Origin of the sequence: Lutibacter aestuarii, assembly GCF_042676885.1 — a bacterium.
GTDB lineage: Bacteria > Bacteroidota > Bacteroidia > Flavobacteriales > Flavobacteriaceae > Lutibacter > Lutibacter aestuarii.
This window is the reverse complement of sequence record NZ_JBHTIC010000006.1, coordinates 243,866-261,651: the sequence shown is the minus strand read 5'-3', so window position 1 is coordinate 261,651 and position 17,786 is coordinate 243,866. Positions and strand designations below refer to the sequence as shown.

General features: G+C 29.2%; 11 protein-coding genes. 3 read left to right on the top strand and 8 right to left on the bottom strand.

Going from position 1 to position 17,786, the window contains the following annotated elements:
* The first annotated feature begins 54 nt into the window (after window positions 1–54).
* Both ACFQZW_RS05885 and ACFQZW_RS05880 read left to right on the top strand, forming a co-directional pair.
* Window positions 55–753: a response regulator transcription factor gene (locus ACFQZW_RS05885; RefSeq protein WP_298262729.1), complete on the top strand. Its 699-nt coding sequence runs from the start codon at window positions 55–57 to the stop codon at window positions 751–753.
* The gene (locus ACFQZW_RS05880; protein WP_298262730.1) at window positions 743–1,792 is read left to right on the top strand and encodes a sensor histidine kinase; all 1,050 of its coding nucleotides are present in this window, start codon (window positions 743–745) and stop codon (window positions 1,790–1,792) included. The genes ACFQZW_RS05885 and ACFQZW_RS05880 overlap by 11 nt, the downstream gene beginning before the upstream one ends.
* Here the strand turns inward: ACFQZW_RS05880 and ACFQZW_RS05875 are convergent.
* From ACFQZW_RS05875 to rnpA, 5 genes are all read right to left on the bottom strand, one after another.
* Window positions 1,760–2,680, bottom strand: a complete 921-nt coding sequence (locus ACFQZW_RS05875) for a glycosyltransferase (RefSeq protein WP_386781742.1) — start codon at window positions 2,678–2,680, stop codon at window positions 1,760–1,762. The genes ACFQZW_RS05880 and ACFQZW_RS05875 overlap by 33 nt on opposite strands.
* A gap of 123 nt (window positions 2,681–2,803) precedes the next feature.
* A complete protein-coding gene (purD, locus tag ACFQZW_RS05870) occupies window positions 2,804–4,075 on the bottom strand; it encodes a phosphoribosylamine--glycine ligase (RefSeq protein ID WP_298262732.1) in 1,272 nt (423 codons plus the stop codon).
* A gap of 55 nt (window positions 4,076–4,130) precedes the next feature.
* Window positions 4,131–5,819, bottom strand: coding sequence for a DUF6909 family protein (locus ACFQZW_RS05865; protein ID WP_298262733.1), 1,689 nt, complete (start codon window positions 5,817–5,819; stop codon window positions 4,131–4,133).
* A gap of 73 nt (window positions 5,820–5,892) precedes the next feature.
* Complete coding sequence (locus tag ACFQZW_RS05860; RefSeq protein ID WP_386781739.1) at window positions 5,893–7,527, bottom strand: S41 family peptidase; 1,635 nt, start codon at window positions 7,525–7,527, stop codon at window positions 5,893–5,895.
* Window positions 7,514–7,900, bottom strand: coding sequence for a ribonuclease P protein component (gene rnpA, locus ACFQZW_RS05855; protein ID WP_298262735.1), 387 nt, complete (start codon window positions 7,898–7,900; stop codon window positions 7,514–7,516). The genes ACFQZW_RS05860 and rnpA overlap by 14 nt, the downstream gene beginning before the upstream one ends.
* A 162-nt stretch (window positions 7,901–8,062) precedes the next feature.
* On the opposite strand from rnpA, the gene ACFQZW_RS05850 reads away from it, so the two are divergent.
* Window positions 8,063–9,241, top strand: a complete 1,179-nt coding sequence (locus ACFQZW_RS05850; protein WP_298262736.1) for an acyl-CoA dehydrogenase family protein — start codon at window positions 8,063–8,065, stop codon at window positions 9,239–9,241.
* 77 nt (window positions 9,242–9,318) lie between these two features.
* Here the strand turns inward: ACFQZW_RS05850 and ACFQZW_RS05845 are convergent, their stop codons facing one another.
* The 3 genes from ACFQZW_RS05845 to recO form a co-directional block, all read right to left on the bottom strand.
* A complete protein-coding gene (locus ACFQZW_RS05845; RefSeq protein WP_386781735.1) occupies window positions 9,319–14,061 on the bottom strand; it encodes a LamG-like jellyroll fold domain-containing protein in 4,743 nt (1,580 codons plus the stop codon).
* A gap of 239 nt (window positions 14,062–14,300) precedes the next feature.
* Window positions 14,301–16,754, bottom strand: a complete 2,454-nt coding sequence (locus tag ACFQZW_RS05840; RefSeq protein ID WP_386781733.1) for a TonB-dependent receptor plug domain-containing protein — start codon at window positions 16,752–16,754, stop codon at window positions 14,301–14,303.
* Window positions 16,755–16,756: 2 nt separating this feature from the next.
* Complete coding sequence (recO, locus tag ACFQZW_RS05835; protein WP_298262739.1) at window positions 16,757–17,473, bottom strand: DNA repair protein RecO; 717 nt, start codon at window positions 17,471–17,473, stop codon at window positions 16,757–16,759.
* Between the last annotated feature and the right edge of the window lie 313 nt (window positions 17,474–17,786).

Sequence of the window (17,786 nt, the reverse complement as noted above, 5' to 3'; positions counted from 1 at the left end):
TTTTGTACTCGCAATTTATATGTATTTTTGAACATTAATTAGTAATTGATTATAATGAAAAACGCTGATATTAAAATTTTGTTAGTTGATGATGAACCCGATATTTTAGAAATTGTTGGGTACAATTTAAAAAATGAAGGATATAAAATTTTTACTGCTAAAAATGGAATTGAAGCTATTAAAATAGCAAAAAAGGAAGTTCCTCATTTAATAATTTTAGATATCATGATGCCTGAAATGGATGGTATTGAAGCTTGTGAAAAAATTAGAGCAACAGAGGGTTTAGAAAATGTTTTAGTCACATTTTTTACCGCAAGAGGAGAAGATTACTCTCAAGTTGCTGGGTTTAATGTTGGTGCAGACGATTATATAACAAAGCCCATAAAACCAAAATTATTGGTTAGTAAAATTAAAGCTTTATTACGTAGAATTAATAATGTAGTAGAAGTTGAATCTAATGAACAAGTTACCATTGGAGATATTATTATAGATAGAGACGAGTATGTAATTATTAAAGATGGTGAAAAATTATCCTTGCCAAGAAAAGAATTTGAGTTATTTTCGTTATTAACTTCAAAACCAGGAAAAGTTTTTAAAAGAGATGATATTTTAGATAAAGTTTGGGGAAATGAAGTTGTTGTAGGGGGGCGTACTATTGATGTTCATATAAGAAAATTAAGAGAAAAAATAGGAGATAAAAATTTTAAAACCGTTAAAGGAGTAGGCTATAAATTTGTAATAGATGAAGATTAAAAAAACATATTCTTTTGCCTTTTGGTCATCTTTTTACATTACCCTTTTAACCGCTTTTGCTCTTTTTTTATCAGCTTATTTTTTATTAGATATTTGGCTTAGTTTTACATATTTATTACTTTACATAAGTATTGTATTTCTATTTACTTTTTTAATCATCCAATACCGTTTAGAAAAATTTATTTATCAACGTATAAAAAAAATATACGATAGCGTTTCAATTTTAGATAAATCCGATTTAAATAAAACATCTATAACTTCAGATATAGATACTTTATCTCGTGAAGTTCAAAAATTTGCAGAATCCAAACAGCAACAAATCAGAAATTTAAATTTAAGAGAAGGGTATCGAAGAGAGTTTTTAGGGAATATTTCACACGAATTAAAAACACCTTTATTTACCGTTCAAGGATATTTACTAACCTTAGTTGATGGTGCTTTTAAAGATGAAAAAATTAGTCTAAAATATCTAAATAGAGCAAATAAAGGCGTAGATAGACTGATCTCTATTGTTAAAGACCTAGATCTAATTTCAAAGCTAGAATCTGCCGATTTAAATTTAAACAAACAGCCATTTGATATGGTGAAACTTGTAAAAGATGTTTTTGAGCTTTTAGAAATGAAAGCTAAAAAAAGAAATATCTCATTATTGCTTGATAAACACTACGAGTTTCCAATGATGGTTATTGGTGATGTGGAACGCTACGAACAGGTACTTACAAATTTGATTGTAAACTCAATTAAATACGGAAAAATTAATGGAACTACTATTATAAGTATGGAACCCCACAAAGGCAAAAAAATACTTGTAAAAGTAAAAGATAATGGCGAAGGTATTAAAGAAGATCATTTATCAAGAATATTTGAACGCTTTTATAGAGTTGATCAGAGTAGATCTAGAGAACAAGGGGGTTCTGGATTAGGACTTTCTATTGTTAAACACATAATTGAAGCACATAACGAACAAATTTTCGTAAAAAGTAAAGCTTTTAGAGGTTCAGAGTTTTCATTTACTGCTGAAAAGTTGGAACAATTCTAAATGAATTGTAGTTTTTAAAGGCTGAAAACCATGATGCTTTTTTACTTTTTTTAATTCATTTAAATTAAAGTCTTCCTGTTTAGAGTAAGGTGAAATTTTCTTAAAATCCATTAATTCAGCTAAATATTCTTGTTCCTTTTGTCCAGTAGTTGGTATAAAAAAAGTTTTTTTACCTAAAACTGCCATATCCATAATAGTTGAATAACCTGAACGAGCTATAACTAAATCACTTTCATTAATTGCTTTTTCTAACTCGTGAGATAATAAATGATTTTTAACCACAATATTGGATGAAGCAGTGATTTTTTTTTCAGAAAAAACACCTCTAATAAATAATACTTTTCCATTAAAATGTTTCAGTTCATTCAACAGCTTATTTTCTAACAAGGTTCTTTGAGGTTCTATCCCTGAAAGCACTACTAATATATTATATTTTAAAGGTAATTTTTGAAGTTTAAATCTACTTAAAACACCTATAAATTTTAATTGTTCCTTTGGAAGTTTTGTGCTACTTAATTCTCCTGAAAAATTTGATTTTCCATAAATATCAGGCACCCAAATTTCGTTAAATTTTTCATATATTTTTTGATGAATTTTTGTAGTAAAAAAAGTAATAAACCCTGAAAGAACTCTTAATTGATGTGTAATATAAACCGATGGAATTTTAGCATGATAAATCCCAAATCTATTGTCAGAAATAAGTCCATCAATCTGCTCTTTTTCTATAATTTTAGCAAGCGCCTTTTTTTCTTTGAATATTGTTAAAATAATAGCTGGAACTTGTAAAAATAAGCTACCTATTAAATAGTTTCCATTTTTAGGATAGCTGATATTGTACGATGGTAAATTGTAACTTTTAAGTAAAGGAAATTCATTTTGAAGTAGCATCAATGAATTTCCATCACTTGCAATAATAGGTTCAAAATTGGCTTCTTGTAGGGCTTTTATAATAGGAATACAACGCGTAGCGTGGCCAAGTCCCCAATTTAGTGGAGCGACAAGAATTTTTTTTTACAAGTCAAACCCAATATCTTTTCTAAAATTCATTTTATCAAAACATATTTTATCAATATTTTGATATGATTTTTTTAACGCTTCTTTAAAATCATTTCCATAAGAAGTAATAGCAATTACTCTACCTCCGTTGGTAATTACCGCTTCATTTTTAGTTGTAGTTCCTGCATGAAAGGCAATAGAGTTTTCTATGGTTTCTAAACCAAAAATTTGTTTCTCTTTTTCATAAGTCTCAGGATATCCACCAGAAACTAACATTACCGTACAAGCACTTTCTTCCTTAAATTCAATTTTTTTGGTATGTAACTCATTATTCCCAGCAGCAATTAACAGCTCTAAAAAATCACTTTTAACCCGTGGAATTACCACCTCGGTTTCTGGATCACCCATTCTACAATTGTACTCAATTACTTTTGGCTCATTTCCAACTTTTATAATTCCAAAGAAAATAAATCCTTTATAAGGTATCTTATCCTTTTGTAAACCTTCAATTGTTGGTTTTATAACTTTGTTTTCAATTTTACCCATAAACTCTTCGTTGGCAAATGGCACTGGAGAAACTGCACCCATTCCACCTGTATTTAAACCAACATCCCCTTCACCAATACGTTTGTAATCCTTGGCGTTTGGCAAGTTCACATAACTTTTTCCATCTGTTAATACGAAACAGCTTAGTTCAATTCCGTCCAAAAATTCTTCAATAACAACTTTATTGCTTGCTGCACCAAATTTTTGATGGGTTAGCATTTCTTTCAATTCATTTTTGGCTTCTTCTAAATCATTTAAAATTAGCACTCCTTTTCCAGCTGCTAATCCATCAGCTTTTAACACATACGGAGCATTTAATGTTTCTAAAAACTGATACCCTTCTTCTAAATTTTGTTGTGTAAAACTTTTATATGCTGCTGTTGGAATGTTATGACGGAACATGAATTCTTTTGCAAACTCTTTACTTCCCTCTAATTGGGCGGCGTATTTTTGAGGCCCAATTATTGCTACATCTTTAAGTTGATTATCATTTAAAAAGAAATCATGAATTCCTTTTACTAAAGGGTCTTCAGGACCAACCACAACCAATTGAATAGCGTTTTCTAAAACTTCCTTTTTAACAGCTTCAAAATCTGTAGGGCTTATAGCTATGTTTGTACCTACCTGTTGTGTTCCAGCATTACCAGGAGCTATAAATAAATTACTTAATATATTGCTCTGTGCAATTTTCCAAGCCAATGCGTGTTCTCTTCCTCCTGATCCTAAAATTAATACATTCATAAATAAAGTTCCTTATTCTTAAATTTTTAAAAAGTTGATTTTGTTTTTTATTTTGTTAAAAAATTTGTTCTAATATTTTTTGAGTAATTACGTAAGTTGGTAAAACCCCTGTAGTGCCTAAACCTCCTGAAGCTAGTGTACTACCTGTTTCTAAAGGATTATCTGAAGCATAGTACGCATAACGTACTTTAACTTTACTGGAGATATTTCCTCTAATTTTTGAAGCGGCCTGTATTGCTTTTTGATAATGTGCTCCTTCCATTTCAAGGCCTGTTACTTTCCAAGTAGATTCGAAAAAGAATTTTAAAATATCTTTGTTTTGAAGAGAAGTTCCTAAAACCGTAACCATAGCTCCTGTATACACATCAACTCCACAACCCTCAAACTGCTTCTTTTTTAATTGATTTTTAAATGGATAATTATCTGCTGTTCCTTCAAAAATATGTGATGAAGGAATCATTATATCACCTTTTCCACCTTCTAAAATACCCGCTTTCCCCATAATTGAAACCGACTCAACATTTAAATGCTGCTTTTTTCCTTTTTTACACTCGTATGGTTTAAGCAGTTCATCCATGGTTTCATATGCTTGCTCTCCAAACGCGTAATCCATTACAATAATTACAGGCTTTTCTTCATGTTCTAAACAATTTTTGTACACATATTGTGTTTTTGAAATATCAATTTTTTCAGTATCAATTATTTGAACATTGATATTGGTACCTGAAGTATCTTTAACATAAGTTAATCCATTTTTTGAAGCATACTCAATAACTTGATTTCTTAAATCTTCATTTTCACCATCACTTAATAACTCAAATAATGAAATAAGATTATTGTCTTTAACTTGCTTTGGCAAAACTATTGGAGCATAAATTGAATTCATTACACTATGCATATTAGCACTTATAATATGAATTGGGCGTTTTAAAAGATTGTGGTCATTTAATACTTTTTTAATATTGTTTGCCCAAATTTCACCATAAATATGATGCCCTATTCGTTCACGTAAAACTGGACTAAAAGAAATGGCTCTTTTTAAATTGTGTATTCGTTCATTTATTGCTAAACACCCTAACCAATATATAATTTGAAAAAACCTGTCAGCATTATTTTTTTGAGCTAAAATTTTATGAACATTTTGAACTTCTTCAAAAGTTCGTCCTAAAATACTTGCTAAATGAGCCAGCATAATATCTTGCTCATCTTTGGTTAATTTTTTATTATGTAGTACAACTTCCTGAAGTTTGTTCCATTCTCTTATGGTATTTCCATCATCATTAATAAGTACTTTTGATGCTATTTTATGCGATTCTACAAATAAAAATGTTAAATGTGTTAAAATATCATAGATTTCTGATCTTCCTCTAGTAACCTCAATATTCATTTGATCTTTATCTATTCTAAAACAATTTCTTCGTCTTTTAGGAGGAATTATAGGTTCAAAATGAGAATTTGAATATCCTTCATCGGCAGTTAAATTAATAAATTGACATTCTTCAATTCCAATTGGAAGGCGTTCAATTACATAAATTAACCCATTTAATTCTACTTTTTCTTCTGCAATAGACCCATAAATTTCTGGGCGTAACAATAATAAAGATTCACGCAAAGCATCACCCGAAATACCCATTGGTTTATAAAAACCACGGGTAAATAAATGACGCATAGTAATGTACAAACGCTCTATGGCATTTGATGATTCTTGTGCTCTAGTTCTTCCTTTAATTTCTGCTTGTAACATATATTGTTTTTGGATTGCAAAGATACAACATCTCTGATTATTTATTATTTATATTAAAAACAATGATTTTCAATTAATTAAGTATTGAATTGTATTGCTGATCATTAGTTAAAATTGAAACTGCTTTTAAAATTGTTTTATCAAAAACTACTTTTTGTTGATAAACGCCTTTTATATAATAATAACGTTTTACCAATTCTTCAGTTAATTTATAGCGTATTTCTTCTTTGTTTTTATCTAATTCAATTATTTTTTCTTCTTGTATTTTAGTTAACAAAGCTTGGTAAGTTTTGGTTAAATTAGCATCCAAATTTTCTTCTTTTGCTTTTTCTAAAGCTTTTTTTAATTGAATTTCAGTAGCTGTTTCAAAATCTTGGTGATGTGTGCTTAAATAATCTTTAAAAGCTTTATAATCTGATTCTTTCAACTGAAATTCAGCCGCATTTAAAATGGTTGGATGTTTATAAAAATATTGAGTTGCATAATTAAAAAATGCATCAGAATTAAATAGAATTTCTGTGATTTCTGTAGTTGTAGGTTTTTCTATTTTTACATCAGGTAAAATTCCACCTCCTCCATAAACAATTCTTCCTTTTTCAGTTTTATAAGCTTCTCTTCCAGCATCTGAAAATTTCGGAATAGTACCATCTTCTTTTCTATTGGTATAATCCAACTCCTGTATACACCTACCACTTGGTGTATAATATTTTGAAATGGTAATTTTCATTTGTGTACCATACGATAATTCTCTATAACGTTGCACCAAACCTTTTCCAAAAGAACGTTCACCTATTACAACCGCTCTATCATAATCTTGTAAAGAACCAGCCAAAATTTCTGACGCTGACGCTGACCGATTATTTACTAAAATTGAAATTGGAATTTCTAAATCTATAGGTTCTTGCCTAGTTTTAAAAGTTTCACTCCACTTTTCTATTTTTGCTTTGGTGGTAACTACAATTTTATCTTTTGGAATGAAAAAATTAGCAATTTCAACAGCTTCATTAAGCAGTCCTCCAGGGTTATTTCTAACATCAATTATTAGTTTTTTCATTCCTTGATCTTTTAAATCTTCAAATGCATTTTTTACTTCTTCTGAAGCCTTTTCGTTAAAGGTTATAAATGAAATATAACCAACTTCAGAAGTTAACATGGTATAATAGGGAACTGGATTTACTTCTATCTTTTTTCTGGTCACTTCAATTTCTGAAATTTTATTTTGACGTTCTATTTGAAGCTTCACCTTAGTGTTTGGAAGTCCATTTAATAATTCTGAAGCTCCTTTTTCGTCAAAATCTTTAATCTCCAAATTTTCAATTTTAAGAATTTGATCTCCTGGTTTTAATCCAGCCTTTTCGGCAGGGGAATTTTTTAATACTTCTCTAATAGTAAGAGTTTTGTTTTTAAATTTAGAAGTCGCTCCAATACCTCCATATTCACCTGTTGCAGCAATTCTTGCAGCTTCAACACCTTGTTCATCATAATAACGGGTATATGGATCCAAATTTTCGAGCATATGATTTACCGCATTATTAGTAAGTTTTGCAGGATTTACTTCATCAATATAATACATATTTAATTCCTTAAATAAGGTAGTATAAATATCTATTTGTTTGGCAACCTCAAAAAAATCAGACTGAAAACCAGCAGAAATTGCTATGGTTAGGATTAAAAAAATTCCTATCACCCATTTTTTAAACTTGTTCATCTTCTTTAATTTTAGTTAAAAATTTAGCACAAACTTTTTTTAAAGCAGCTTCTAAATCTTCGTATTTTAATTCTTCTTTAGCCATATAAATAAACATAAAAATATATGGTTCTTTTAAATTAGCAGAAAAAAGATACTTGTTTTTTCTGTAAACTTCACGCATTAATCTTTTTATTCTATTTCTATTTACTGCTAATTTTATTAACCTTTTTGGAACTGAAAACCCAACTTTAATAGGAAACTCACCTGAATGATTTAATGAAAGGTACTTGATTTGTATAGGATAAGACTTTACTCGTTGTCCTTCTTCAAAAAGTTGTTCAATTAACTTTCTGCTTTTTAATTTTTCTTCTTTTCCTAAAGTATATTTCATACTATTTTTTTGAATGTTGAACCTCCAAATAAATTTAGAGTTTAAATTTTCAAGATATATGTCTTAAAAAATTTCTGTTTTTACACACATAATTAAGTATCACAAATGTAAACAATAAAAGATTTTAATTGCTAAATTTGTGATTGAACAAAAAAACAAACAATGTCACAAGATTTATTTCAAGCACCAGATTATTATCAATTAGATGAATTATTATCTGAAGAACATATTTTAGTTAGAGATGCTGCAAGAGAATGGGTAAAAAGAGAGGTTTCTCCAATTATTGAAGATGCTGCTCAACAAGCTAAGTTTCCAACATCAATAATTTCAGGATTGGCTGAAATAGGTGCTTTTGGACCTTATATACCTGAGGAGTATGGTGGTGCTGGATTAGATCAAATTTCTTACGGATTAATTATGCAAGAAATTGAAAGAGGTGATAGTGGGGTACGTTCCACAGCATCTGTACAATCTTCTTTAGTAATGTATCCTATTTGGAAATATGGAAATGAAGAACAAAAACAAAAATATTTACCAAAACTAGCTAGTGGAGAATATTTAGGATGTTTTGGTTTAACTGAGCCCGATCACGGATCTAATCCTGGTGGCATGGTTACCAATATTAAAGATATGGGAGACCATTATTTATTAAATGGTGCTAAAATGTGGATTTCAAATGCTCCTTTTGCAGATATTGCTGTAGTGTGGGCTAAAAACGAAGAAGGCCGTATAAAAGGGCTTATTGTTGAACGTGGAATGGAAGGGTTTACAACTCCTGAAACACATAATAAATGGAGTTTAAGGGCTTCCGCTACTGGAGAGTTGATTTTTGATAATGTAAAAATTCCAAAAGAAAATATTTTACCTAATAAAGATGGTTTAGGAGCTCCTTTAGGATGTTTAGATTCTGCTCGCTATGGAATTGCTTGGGGAGCAATTGGTGCTGCTATGGACTGCTATGATACTGCTTTACGTTATGCTAAAGAACGTATTCAATTCGATAAACCTATTGCTGCCACCCAATTACAACAAAAGAAATTAGCCGAAATGATTACTGAAATTACCAAAGCCCAATTATTAACTTGGCGACTTGGTACACTTAGAAATGATGGCAAAGCAACTTCTGCTCAAATTTCAATGGCCAAACGAAATAATGTGGAAATGGCTTTAACTATTGCAAGAGAAGCTAGACAAGTTTTAGGTGCTATGGGAATTACTGGAGAATACTCTATTATGCGTCATATGATGAATTTAGAAAGCGTTATTACTTATGAAGGAACGCATGACATCCACTTACTTATAACTGGATTGGACATTACAGGCTTACCTGCATTTAAATAAAATTTATAAAGAAATTCAATTCTCCATAAAAAAGACTTCCTATAGGAAGTCTTTTTTATTTATATATATTCTAAAAATTATTGTATAACAATCTTTTTAACAATGTTTCCATTTGAGGTATATACCTTTACAATATAGGCTCCTGAGCTTACATTTACAGGAAATGAGTTATTTCTTCCATTAAAATTCTTATTCCAAGTATTCACTATTTGCCCTAAATAGTTATATAATGAAACTCTTTGAATTTCAGTATCTAAAATTTTATTGATTTGTAATTCACTAGTAGAATTATTCATAAAAACAAGGACTCCTTCATTTACACTAATTTCTTGAATGGTTTTTAATCTTGGTTGAAACGCCACTACAAATCTATCTTTATAAACTCCTTCCGCCAATTCAATTTCAAAATTATTTTGAGTAATATTATAGGTTTCTCCTGAATTTAAATCCTTTATATACACCTTAAAATCATCAGGGGTATTCTCTAAAGCGTCTACACCAATTTTTACCATTCCTCCGTTAGATTTAATTCCTAATGGTATTTCTGTTTCTGCGCTAATGGTATTGATTCCTTGAATCACAAACTTCTTATTATTTATTAACCAATACATATCATCATTAAACTCTTCATAAATTGGTGCATCGTACCCCCAATCAACTTCATTTGTAGTATTTTCATCAATAGTTAACAATAACTGCCTGTGTTGAATTTTAGTAGCTTCAAATCCTAATCTTATTTTTAATCGCTTATCTAAGTTCTCTTCTTTATTTACTTTTGAAGAAATTCCCCCTTTCATAAATATTGAATTTTTAGGATCTTCTTCTGTTACAAAGGCTCTTTGACTATTTTTAAATACAATGTTTCCGCCATCTGAATCTCCTTGTACAAAGAAACCTTGACCTACAGCAATAAATTGTTGTGGCTCTTTAGAACCATTAGGTACACTTTGATTGTTTATAGGATGGGCTGTAGCTTTAACTCCTCCAAGTTTAGTCAAAGTAGCAAAACCGGCTTGATAATCTTTTAAATTATGACTATCTCCTCCATAATGCTCCCAAAAATATAAAGTTCCATTATTCCCTAGTGATGCTGTATTATCGTCAATAAACTTATATGCATCAATTGCGGAAGGATAAGGATTACCAATCAAATAATCGTTAGTTCCACTTACATGTAAACTAATGTCTCCATTATTTGGTTTTCCAACAAATACATAATTTTGTTCAGTTAATACTCCAGGGTTGGCAGTTCCTTTCATTAAAAATCCTTCTCCGGCTTTTAGTTGCCCACTACTTCCAATTTGTTCCCAGCTACTATAACTATCATGAGTTTTATTTTTATAAGCATAAATCCAATAGTTAGCTATTTGAATAGGCGTAGTTGTATTATCTCCATTATAACCTCCAACAAAATCTATATCTATAGGGTTCATCTCATCTGTACCATCTTTTAAAACACTTGCAACAGCATATTTTTTTGGGGGAACATTAGAGATTACGGGAGAAGACCAATCATTGTACCTAAACTTATTGCCTACTCCTTGTTGATCGCGTTCCAAATATCCTGTACTATTAATTAAATCAAAATCACTATTGGTGGTTTGTATTAATTGAGATTCTCCATCTAAATCTATGACTCCATTTATTAACAAATAATGTGAAATTTCTAACTTATTTGCTGTGTTTATTGATAATTCATCTTCAGAATTTATCAATCCTAATAATTTAATTGATCTATTTCCTGAATTTATATGATCTCTAGTTTCTACAATATTCCAATCAATTTTTGTTTTTCCATCTAAACCAATTACATTAGGAATCATTAAATTACTTCCATTTTCCCAACTACTAGTATCGTCCCAATTTAAAGGTGTTGAAGCATTCACATTTACGGAAACATATGGTAACGGAGCCGATTGATTTTTAACTACATGTTTATTTTTTGAAAGGTATTTAATTCTTATAAAATTGTCATTATTTGAAACATCCTCTACCACTGTTCCATAAAATGAATTCATATTAAAATACGCTTGTAAACTAGCCCAACTTTTAGATATAATATCATTTTTAGAGATACTTTGAGGAAGTACTTTTCCATTTACTTTAGAAGAGAATTCTTCAATTTCCTGATTCATTATATAACGAATTTCTTCTACTGTAAGAGATTCGCTCCATATTCTAACTTCATCTATAGAGCCCTTAAATGAATCAATGTTATTTTTGTCTGTATATAAAGCTCCAATAGAATATTTATTGTTTGTGACCAAAGGATTAGGTAAGCCTGAAACGCTTTTATCTAAAATACCATCAATATATAAATTAGCAATACCTCCATTAAAAGTTAGTACTATATAATGCCATAAGTTATCAATTGCATTTATTGAAGTAATTTGTGTACTTCCATTCCAATCAATTTCAATAAAATTATTTGCATTTACTTTAAAATTATAGCCATTCGCCCCTTTAGATATAAAACTTCCTGCCGCCCCATTACTTTTTATCCAAGCAGAAACTGTAAAATTACCCCCTAATTCTAGAGATTCGTCTCCTAATAAAAATTCATGTGTTGAAAAATCTATTTGACTTTTTTGTTCAACTTTTGTGGCTTTACCAAAAGTGAAATATTTTGTCGAGTCAAAATCGTACCAAGTTTCAAAATTTAACCCTTTTAATTCTAATGGTATTACATCAACAATATCATTTGCATTAAAGGTGTTATTGTCTGAAACTATTAACACGTATTTTTCATTAGAATTTAGACTAACATTATTTGTAAGAATAGATGAAGGTATGGAAACTTTAACTTCGGGAACATCATTTTGACTTTCAGTAATTTTCCATTTTCTAGCTATTGGAATAAAAGTAGTAGCTGTTCCACTTAAATTAATTGTTCTAGATGATTGAGATGCTGTAGTAAATCCTCCATTATTATTTCCCCAAACCAAATAGTCTCTATCGGTATTAAAGCTTCCCAAATTTAAATTATTTGTTGTTGCAACTTCTCCTAAACCAATAGCTACAATGCCATTATTGTTTATACTTTTTGATTGTTTTTGATTTAAACTAGAAACATCATCTCTACCAATACCTGCAATATCATAATTAAATCCAGTATTAACAGATTGATCCCAAATTACTGTACCATTAGAATCGACATAATCTTGACTTACACCATTATCACCTAAAGTAATTCCATATTTAATAGCTAAATAGGATTGTATTCGGTTGCGTTCTTGAATCAAATTAGTGTCATTTTTACGAACTGAGTATGTTATAATTTCAGCTATTCTACCATTTAAACTAGCTGTACTTCCCTCACTTCTTCCAATCCAATATTTTCCATTTGAAATATTTCCAAAACTTACAATATCAGAAGTCGTGTTTGCAATATTTTTAGCATTGTAAAACAATTCCTGATTATTTGTTGAAGTATTGTTTCTTGTATTAATTATTCCTGCGTTAGTATAGTTGGCCGTTCCTGTTTGCGCTACTCCAAAACCATCGTTAAATCCACTTGAAATTCCATATGCATATGATATTACTTCATTATTAAATCTTTGCGAGTATGCACCAAAACCTATCCCTGAAGCATCATTTTCCGTATTTCCAGTATCAGAATCTGAACAAAAGATATCCATGACTCCAAAAGTTGAATTAACCGTAGCATCAGGTATAACCACAACAAATATTTCATTGGAATAGTATCCTAAAGCTCCTTCTAAATATTGTTGAGGAAGTTTTGTGTAATCAAAACTATTAGATGAAGAAGTTGAATTATTATCAAAGTCAATTACAGGGTTAAAATTTACATTATAGGTTGCATCATCTCTAAAAGTTGGTTCTTGGCCTGATGTGTTAACTGTAGCATCTGATCCTCTTGCATTATCTCCCCAAAGTGTCACTCCATTACTAGAGTTAGTACTTACATTTTCATTAGCTTTTAACCATAATTTTAAATCTGTTACCACTCCTCCAGGGCCTATAGTTAGAGGTGCAACACTAGTTCCTCTAACAGTAAAAGTATAAGGGTTTTCATCGGCATCATCATTTGAAATTGAAACCTCTGCCGAAAAGGTTCCCAAGGAAGTAGGGGAAAATGTTATAGTAAATGTAGTAAATTTTCCTTCATTAATCTTTTTTGTAGAAGCTAAACTAGAGCTAGAAAAATATCCACTTGTATTAGCTATTAATACTGGATTGGATACATTTAATTTTGAGTTATTTGTTCCAATATTATAAATTCTAAAAGTGACCGTTACTGAAGTTCCAACATCTATACTACCAAAATCAGTATTATTGGTTAACAGCGGTGAATTTGTAGAGTTATCTTCAATTTGGTTATCAAAATTATCTGTTACATCAATTTCAGGTTCTTTATTTGAAGACATTCCTTGAATATCAAATGAATAGCTTGAATACTTCCCATTATTATAAGTTATAGTAATGGTTGCTTTTTTAATACCAGAAGAACTCGGTGTAAATTTTATTTTAATGTTTTGCTTACCTCCTGATTTAATATTTCCAGAGGCATTTTGAATTATAGAAAAATCTGATGAGCCAGTTATAGTTACATTTATCTTTTTAAGGTTTTTATTCCCTTTTTTAGAAGCAATATTTTTAAGTTCAAAGCTATAAATTTTACTTCCATTAACTTCTCCAAAATCTGTATAATTAGTAAGTTTTGGATTTATACTTCCTCTATTGATAATTTGCCCATTACCTTTTACCTGAAGAATACCTTGTGAAAAACCATAAAAACTGAAAAGAAATATAATATTAAAAAAAAATATTTTTTTAAAATCTGGGGTATTAAAACACATAAAAACTATAATATTGAGCCTAACAAAAATAAGTGATAGAAATAGCTTTTACGTAGCTGATAATTTGAAATAAACAAACTACAAGGTATTTACAATAAAAAGTATTTTGTAATAAATAAATTGCAGCAATAAAATATTTAAAAACCCTTAAATTTAAAGATATTTAAGATTATTTAGTATTAAATATACTAATTTATGCGTATTCACTAACTAATTAACAAGTAAAAACAAAATTTTAATTAAATATTAATTAAAGCAGAAATTGATAAATTACGTCCTGGAGCACTAATAGAAGAAGCAAATTCTTTATAATGAACATCAAAAATATTATCAATATTTAGAAATAAAGTAATACTATTATTCGCTTTAAAATTTGATTTAAAATTAAACGTATTCCAACTTGGATTTCCATAATAAACATCCTCCTCTTCATTATAAGGTGTTTGTTCTACATTGTCTATACCCTCAATTAAATTATAATCATTAATTTTTTTCTTTGAATTAAATTTCCAGTTTAAACTTGCCTGAAATCGTTCTTTTTCATACCCTATTTCTATCATCCCAAATAAAGGTGGAATTGATGATAAAGGTTCTTTAGTATCATAAGCTTCTCCCTTTGTATACGTTAATGAACCTTTTGTTTTCCAAAATTCATTTAAACCTCCTTTAAAACTAAAAGTACTTCCAACAATATATGCATTGTCTTTGTTTACGTTTGCAATGATTATTCCTTCTTCTCCATCATACATAATAGTTCCTAAATTGTTTACTTCAAAATAATCTCGAGTTATGTAATTATTTAATAGCGTGTAATAAATATTTAAACCAGCTTCAAATCTTTTATTATTAAAATATTTTAATACACTACTTTCAAAATTATAGGCATATTCTGGCTTTAAATTTATATTTGGAACTGTTACTTTTCCTGATTTTTCTCTAATTTTTCCAACATCATCAATATTCGGTGATCTAAATCCAGATGAAATTACACTATTTAATTGCCAATTTGCATTAGGTTTAAAAATATAACCCAAAGTTGCAGTTACTGCAGAATTATTTGAAGATATGTCAAAATCTGGCAACGTAATAAACGTATCATCTATCCATTTTGCCTTTAAATGGGTATTTACCAATCTTAACCCCGTATTTAAAGTTGCTTTTTTACTAATATTTTGACGGTAATTTGCATAAGCTGCAATACTTGTGTAAGAGCTTCCTCCATCTGGATAACGAGATTGAACTACAAAATCATCTGTAAAACCTACTATTGTATTGTTATAAACATCAAGTGTTTTTCCATAAGATTTTGAATTAACATCATTATATGAACCTTCAAATCCATATGATAAAATTCTATCATCTCCTTTGGTCAACGGCACAAAAAAATCACCATTCAAACTAAAAACATCTACATCTTCATTTCTATAAGAGCGTTCTAAACTTGAAAATTTTCGTTGCACTCTAGACTCTTTAATGTTTTGGAATGCAGCTGTTAAAGTTCCTTTTTCAAGCCAACTTTTATTCGGACTTATTTTTAATTGCGTAGCAGCTAGTAATCTTTTTTGAGGACCATAGTACCACTCCGAAAATTTCAGTTCACCATCAGAATATTCCGTAAGCCTATCAAACCTATCAATATTAGAAGATTCTGAATATTGAAGATTAATTGTTAAATCTGTTTTATTAGAAAGTGGAATTGCTATTTTTTGTAAAATATCGGTTTGATTATAGCCTGTATTTTTTTGAACATTATGATCTCTGTTTACTATAGGGTTTAAATTATAGTACTTATTTGTGTTATTCGAATATTCATAAACCTTTCCCCAATCATCAAAACCATGGGTTCTGTTTTTCCCCATTTTTAAATCGCCAAATTTACTATAGGTTATGCTAGTATAAAAAGCCCATTTTTTATTACTAAACTCCATATTTCCTTCGGTAGTAAATTCATTATTAACGGTACTGAAACGAGAATAAATAGAAGAATTAATTTCTTTATCAGTACTTACTTTTGGTGTTTTAGTATAGTAATGAATTACTCCTCCTAAAGCATCTGACCCATAAACAACAGATGATGGTCCAAATATAACTTCTGTTCTATCAATAATATTAGGCGACACTGTAATAGAGTTTTGTAAATGTCCCATTCTGTAAATAGCATTGTTCATTCTTACTCCATCAATTACCAATAAAACTCTATTAGCTTCCATACCTCTTAACACGGGACTTCCACCTCCAAATTGTGATTTTTGAACCTTAATCCCTGGTAAATTAGCTAATAAATCTGCAGAAGTTTGAGGCGCCATTTTTTTGATGTCTTCTTTTGATGTAATTTCTATTTGTTCGGCTATTCTACTTCTTTTTTCTTCTCCTCTAGAGGCTGACAAAACAATTTCATCTAATTGTTCAGATTTTTTACTTAAATACACTACAAACTCTAAAACACCCAATTCTTTTTTCAATATCTCATATTCTATATACGACAAATGATTAAAAAACAACACATCAAAGTTTCCAAATACAGATAAATCTGCAATTCCATTTTTATTAGTATATACTACCGTATCATTAATATCATTATAAATAGTTACATTTTCTATTGGAAAATTGGAACCTCTTTCTAATACTTTTACTTGTTGTGCTTCTATTTTTGTTACTATAAAAATGAAAAAAATAATTTTTAAATATTTCATAATTAACTAAATACCGATTTTAAAACATTTATAGATTTTGGTTTCTTAAAACCACTAATATGTAATTCAAAATATTGAATTAAAATGGAGAGTACCTCTTGTCTGTTAGAAGCGCTAAAATCCACTTGGTGTAACACATCAAAATTTATGCCTAACAGCTTTTTAAATTGAAGTAATTTTGAGCCCGTTACCGTATGCTGTTTTGAATAGCTAGTAAAGTTTCCTTCTAGTAAATTAAAATAACTGCTATTAGCATTTTCAAGCTCTGGATAAAAACCTAAAAACTTAGTTAAGTTTAGCAAAAAAAGTAAATGAAAATTTGAAATATTTGCATGTGTATCAAGCCATAAAAATGAAGTCTCTAAATAAGTATACAACGTACTATTTTTATCTTCCTCTTTTATTGAACTAAACAATATTTCAGCTAAAAAAAGTGATATTGTTTGTTTTTTTATAGAAGTATGTATTGATTCATAAAAATGTGAAACTTCTACATCTCTTAAAGAATTTAATACCCCTCTATTATTATGATTTGCTGTTAAATTTAACTGAGTTAAAGGTTGAAAATAGGCTGGCTTAATTTTGGCCTTTTTAGACTTTAATACACCTTTTAACATATATGATTTTAAACCATAATCCTCTGTATAACAAGTTGTAATTAAACTGGTATCTCCATACTTTATAGTATTAATTACAATTGCTTTTGTACTTTGAATCATTATGTTAAATTGGAATGATAATTTTGTAATTGTAAACTTATCGTGTATTACTCAGTATTAAATTAAGACATTCAAATATATTTAAAAAATAATGAACCTGAATGTGAAGTTAGTTTCAAAAAAAAAACCTTGAACATTATAAATTTTAATTACAATGTTCAAGGAATAAATAAATCAACCCCAAAGACTTATTTAATGTTTTTAATGTATAGTGCCAAAACCCCTCTTGACATTAATACAAAACAAATATACATCTGATTATACTTACTTTGAAATGAAATATGCCTTTGTGCTTAAAAAATATATAAATGGT

Excerpts from the sequence above, each read along its gene's own strand:
- ACFQZW_RS05885 (WP_298262729.1), top strand. The coding sequence starts at position 55 with ATGAAAAACGCTGATATTAAAATTTTGTTAGTTGATGATGAACCCGAT.
- ACFQZW_RS05880 (WP_298262730.1), top strand. The coding sequence starts at position 743 with ATGAAGATTAAAAAAACATATTCTTTTGCCTTTTGGTCATCTTTTTAC.
- ACFQZW_RS05875 (WP_386781742.1), bottom strand. The coding sequence starts at position 2,680 with ATGCTACTTCAAAATGAATTTCCTTTACTTAAAAGTTACAATTTACCA.
- purD (WP_298262732.1), bottom strand. The coding sequence starts at position 4,075 with ATGAATGTATTAATTTTAGGATCAGGAGGAAGAGAACACGCATTGGCT.
- ACFQZW_RS05865 (WP_298262733.1), bottom strand. The coding sequence starts at position 5,819 with ATGTTACAAGCAGAAATTAAAGGAAGAACTAGAGCACAAGAATCATCA.
- ACFQZW_RS05860 (WP_386781739.1), bottom strand. The coding sequence starts at position 7,527 with ATGAACAAGTTTAAAAAATGGGTGATAGGAATTTTTTTAATCCTAACC.
- rnpA (WP_298262735.1), bottom strand. The coding sequence starts at position 7,900 with ATGAAATATACTTTAGGAAAAGAAGAAAAATTAAAAAGCAGAAAGTTA.
- ACFQZW_RS05850 (WP_298262736.1), top strand. The coding sequence starts at position 8,063 with ATGTCACAAGATTTATTTCAAGCACCAGATTATTATCAATTAGATGAA.
- ACFQZW_RS05845 (WP_386781735.1), bottom strand. The coding sequence starts at position 14,061 with ATGTGTTTTAATACCCCAGATTTTAAAAAAATATTTTTTTTTAATATT.
- ACFQZW_RS05840 (WP_386781733.1), bottom strand. The coding sequence starts at position 16,754 with ATGAAATATTTAAAAATTATTTTTTTCATTTTTATAGTAACAAAAATA.
- recO (WP_298262739.1), bottom strand. The coding sequence starts at position 17,473 with ATGATTCAAAGTACAAAAGCAATTGTAATTAATACTATAAAGTATGGA.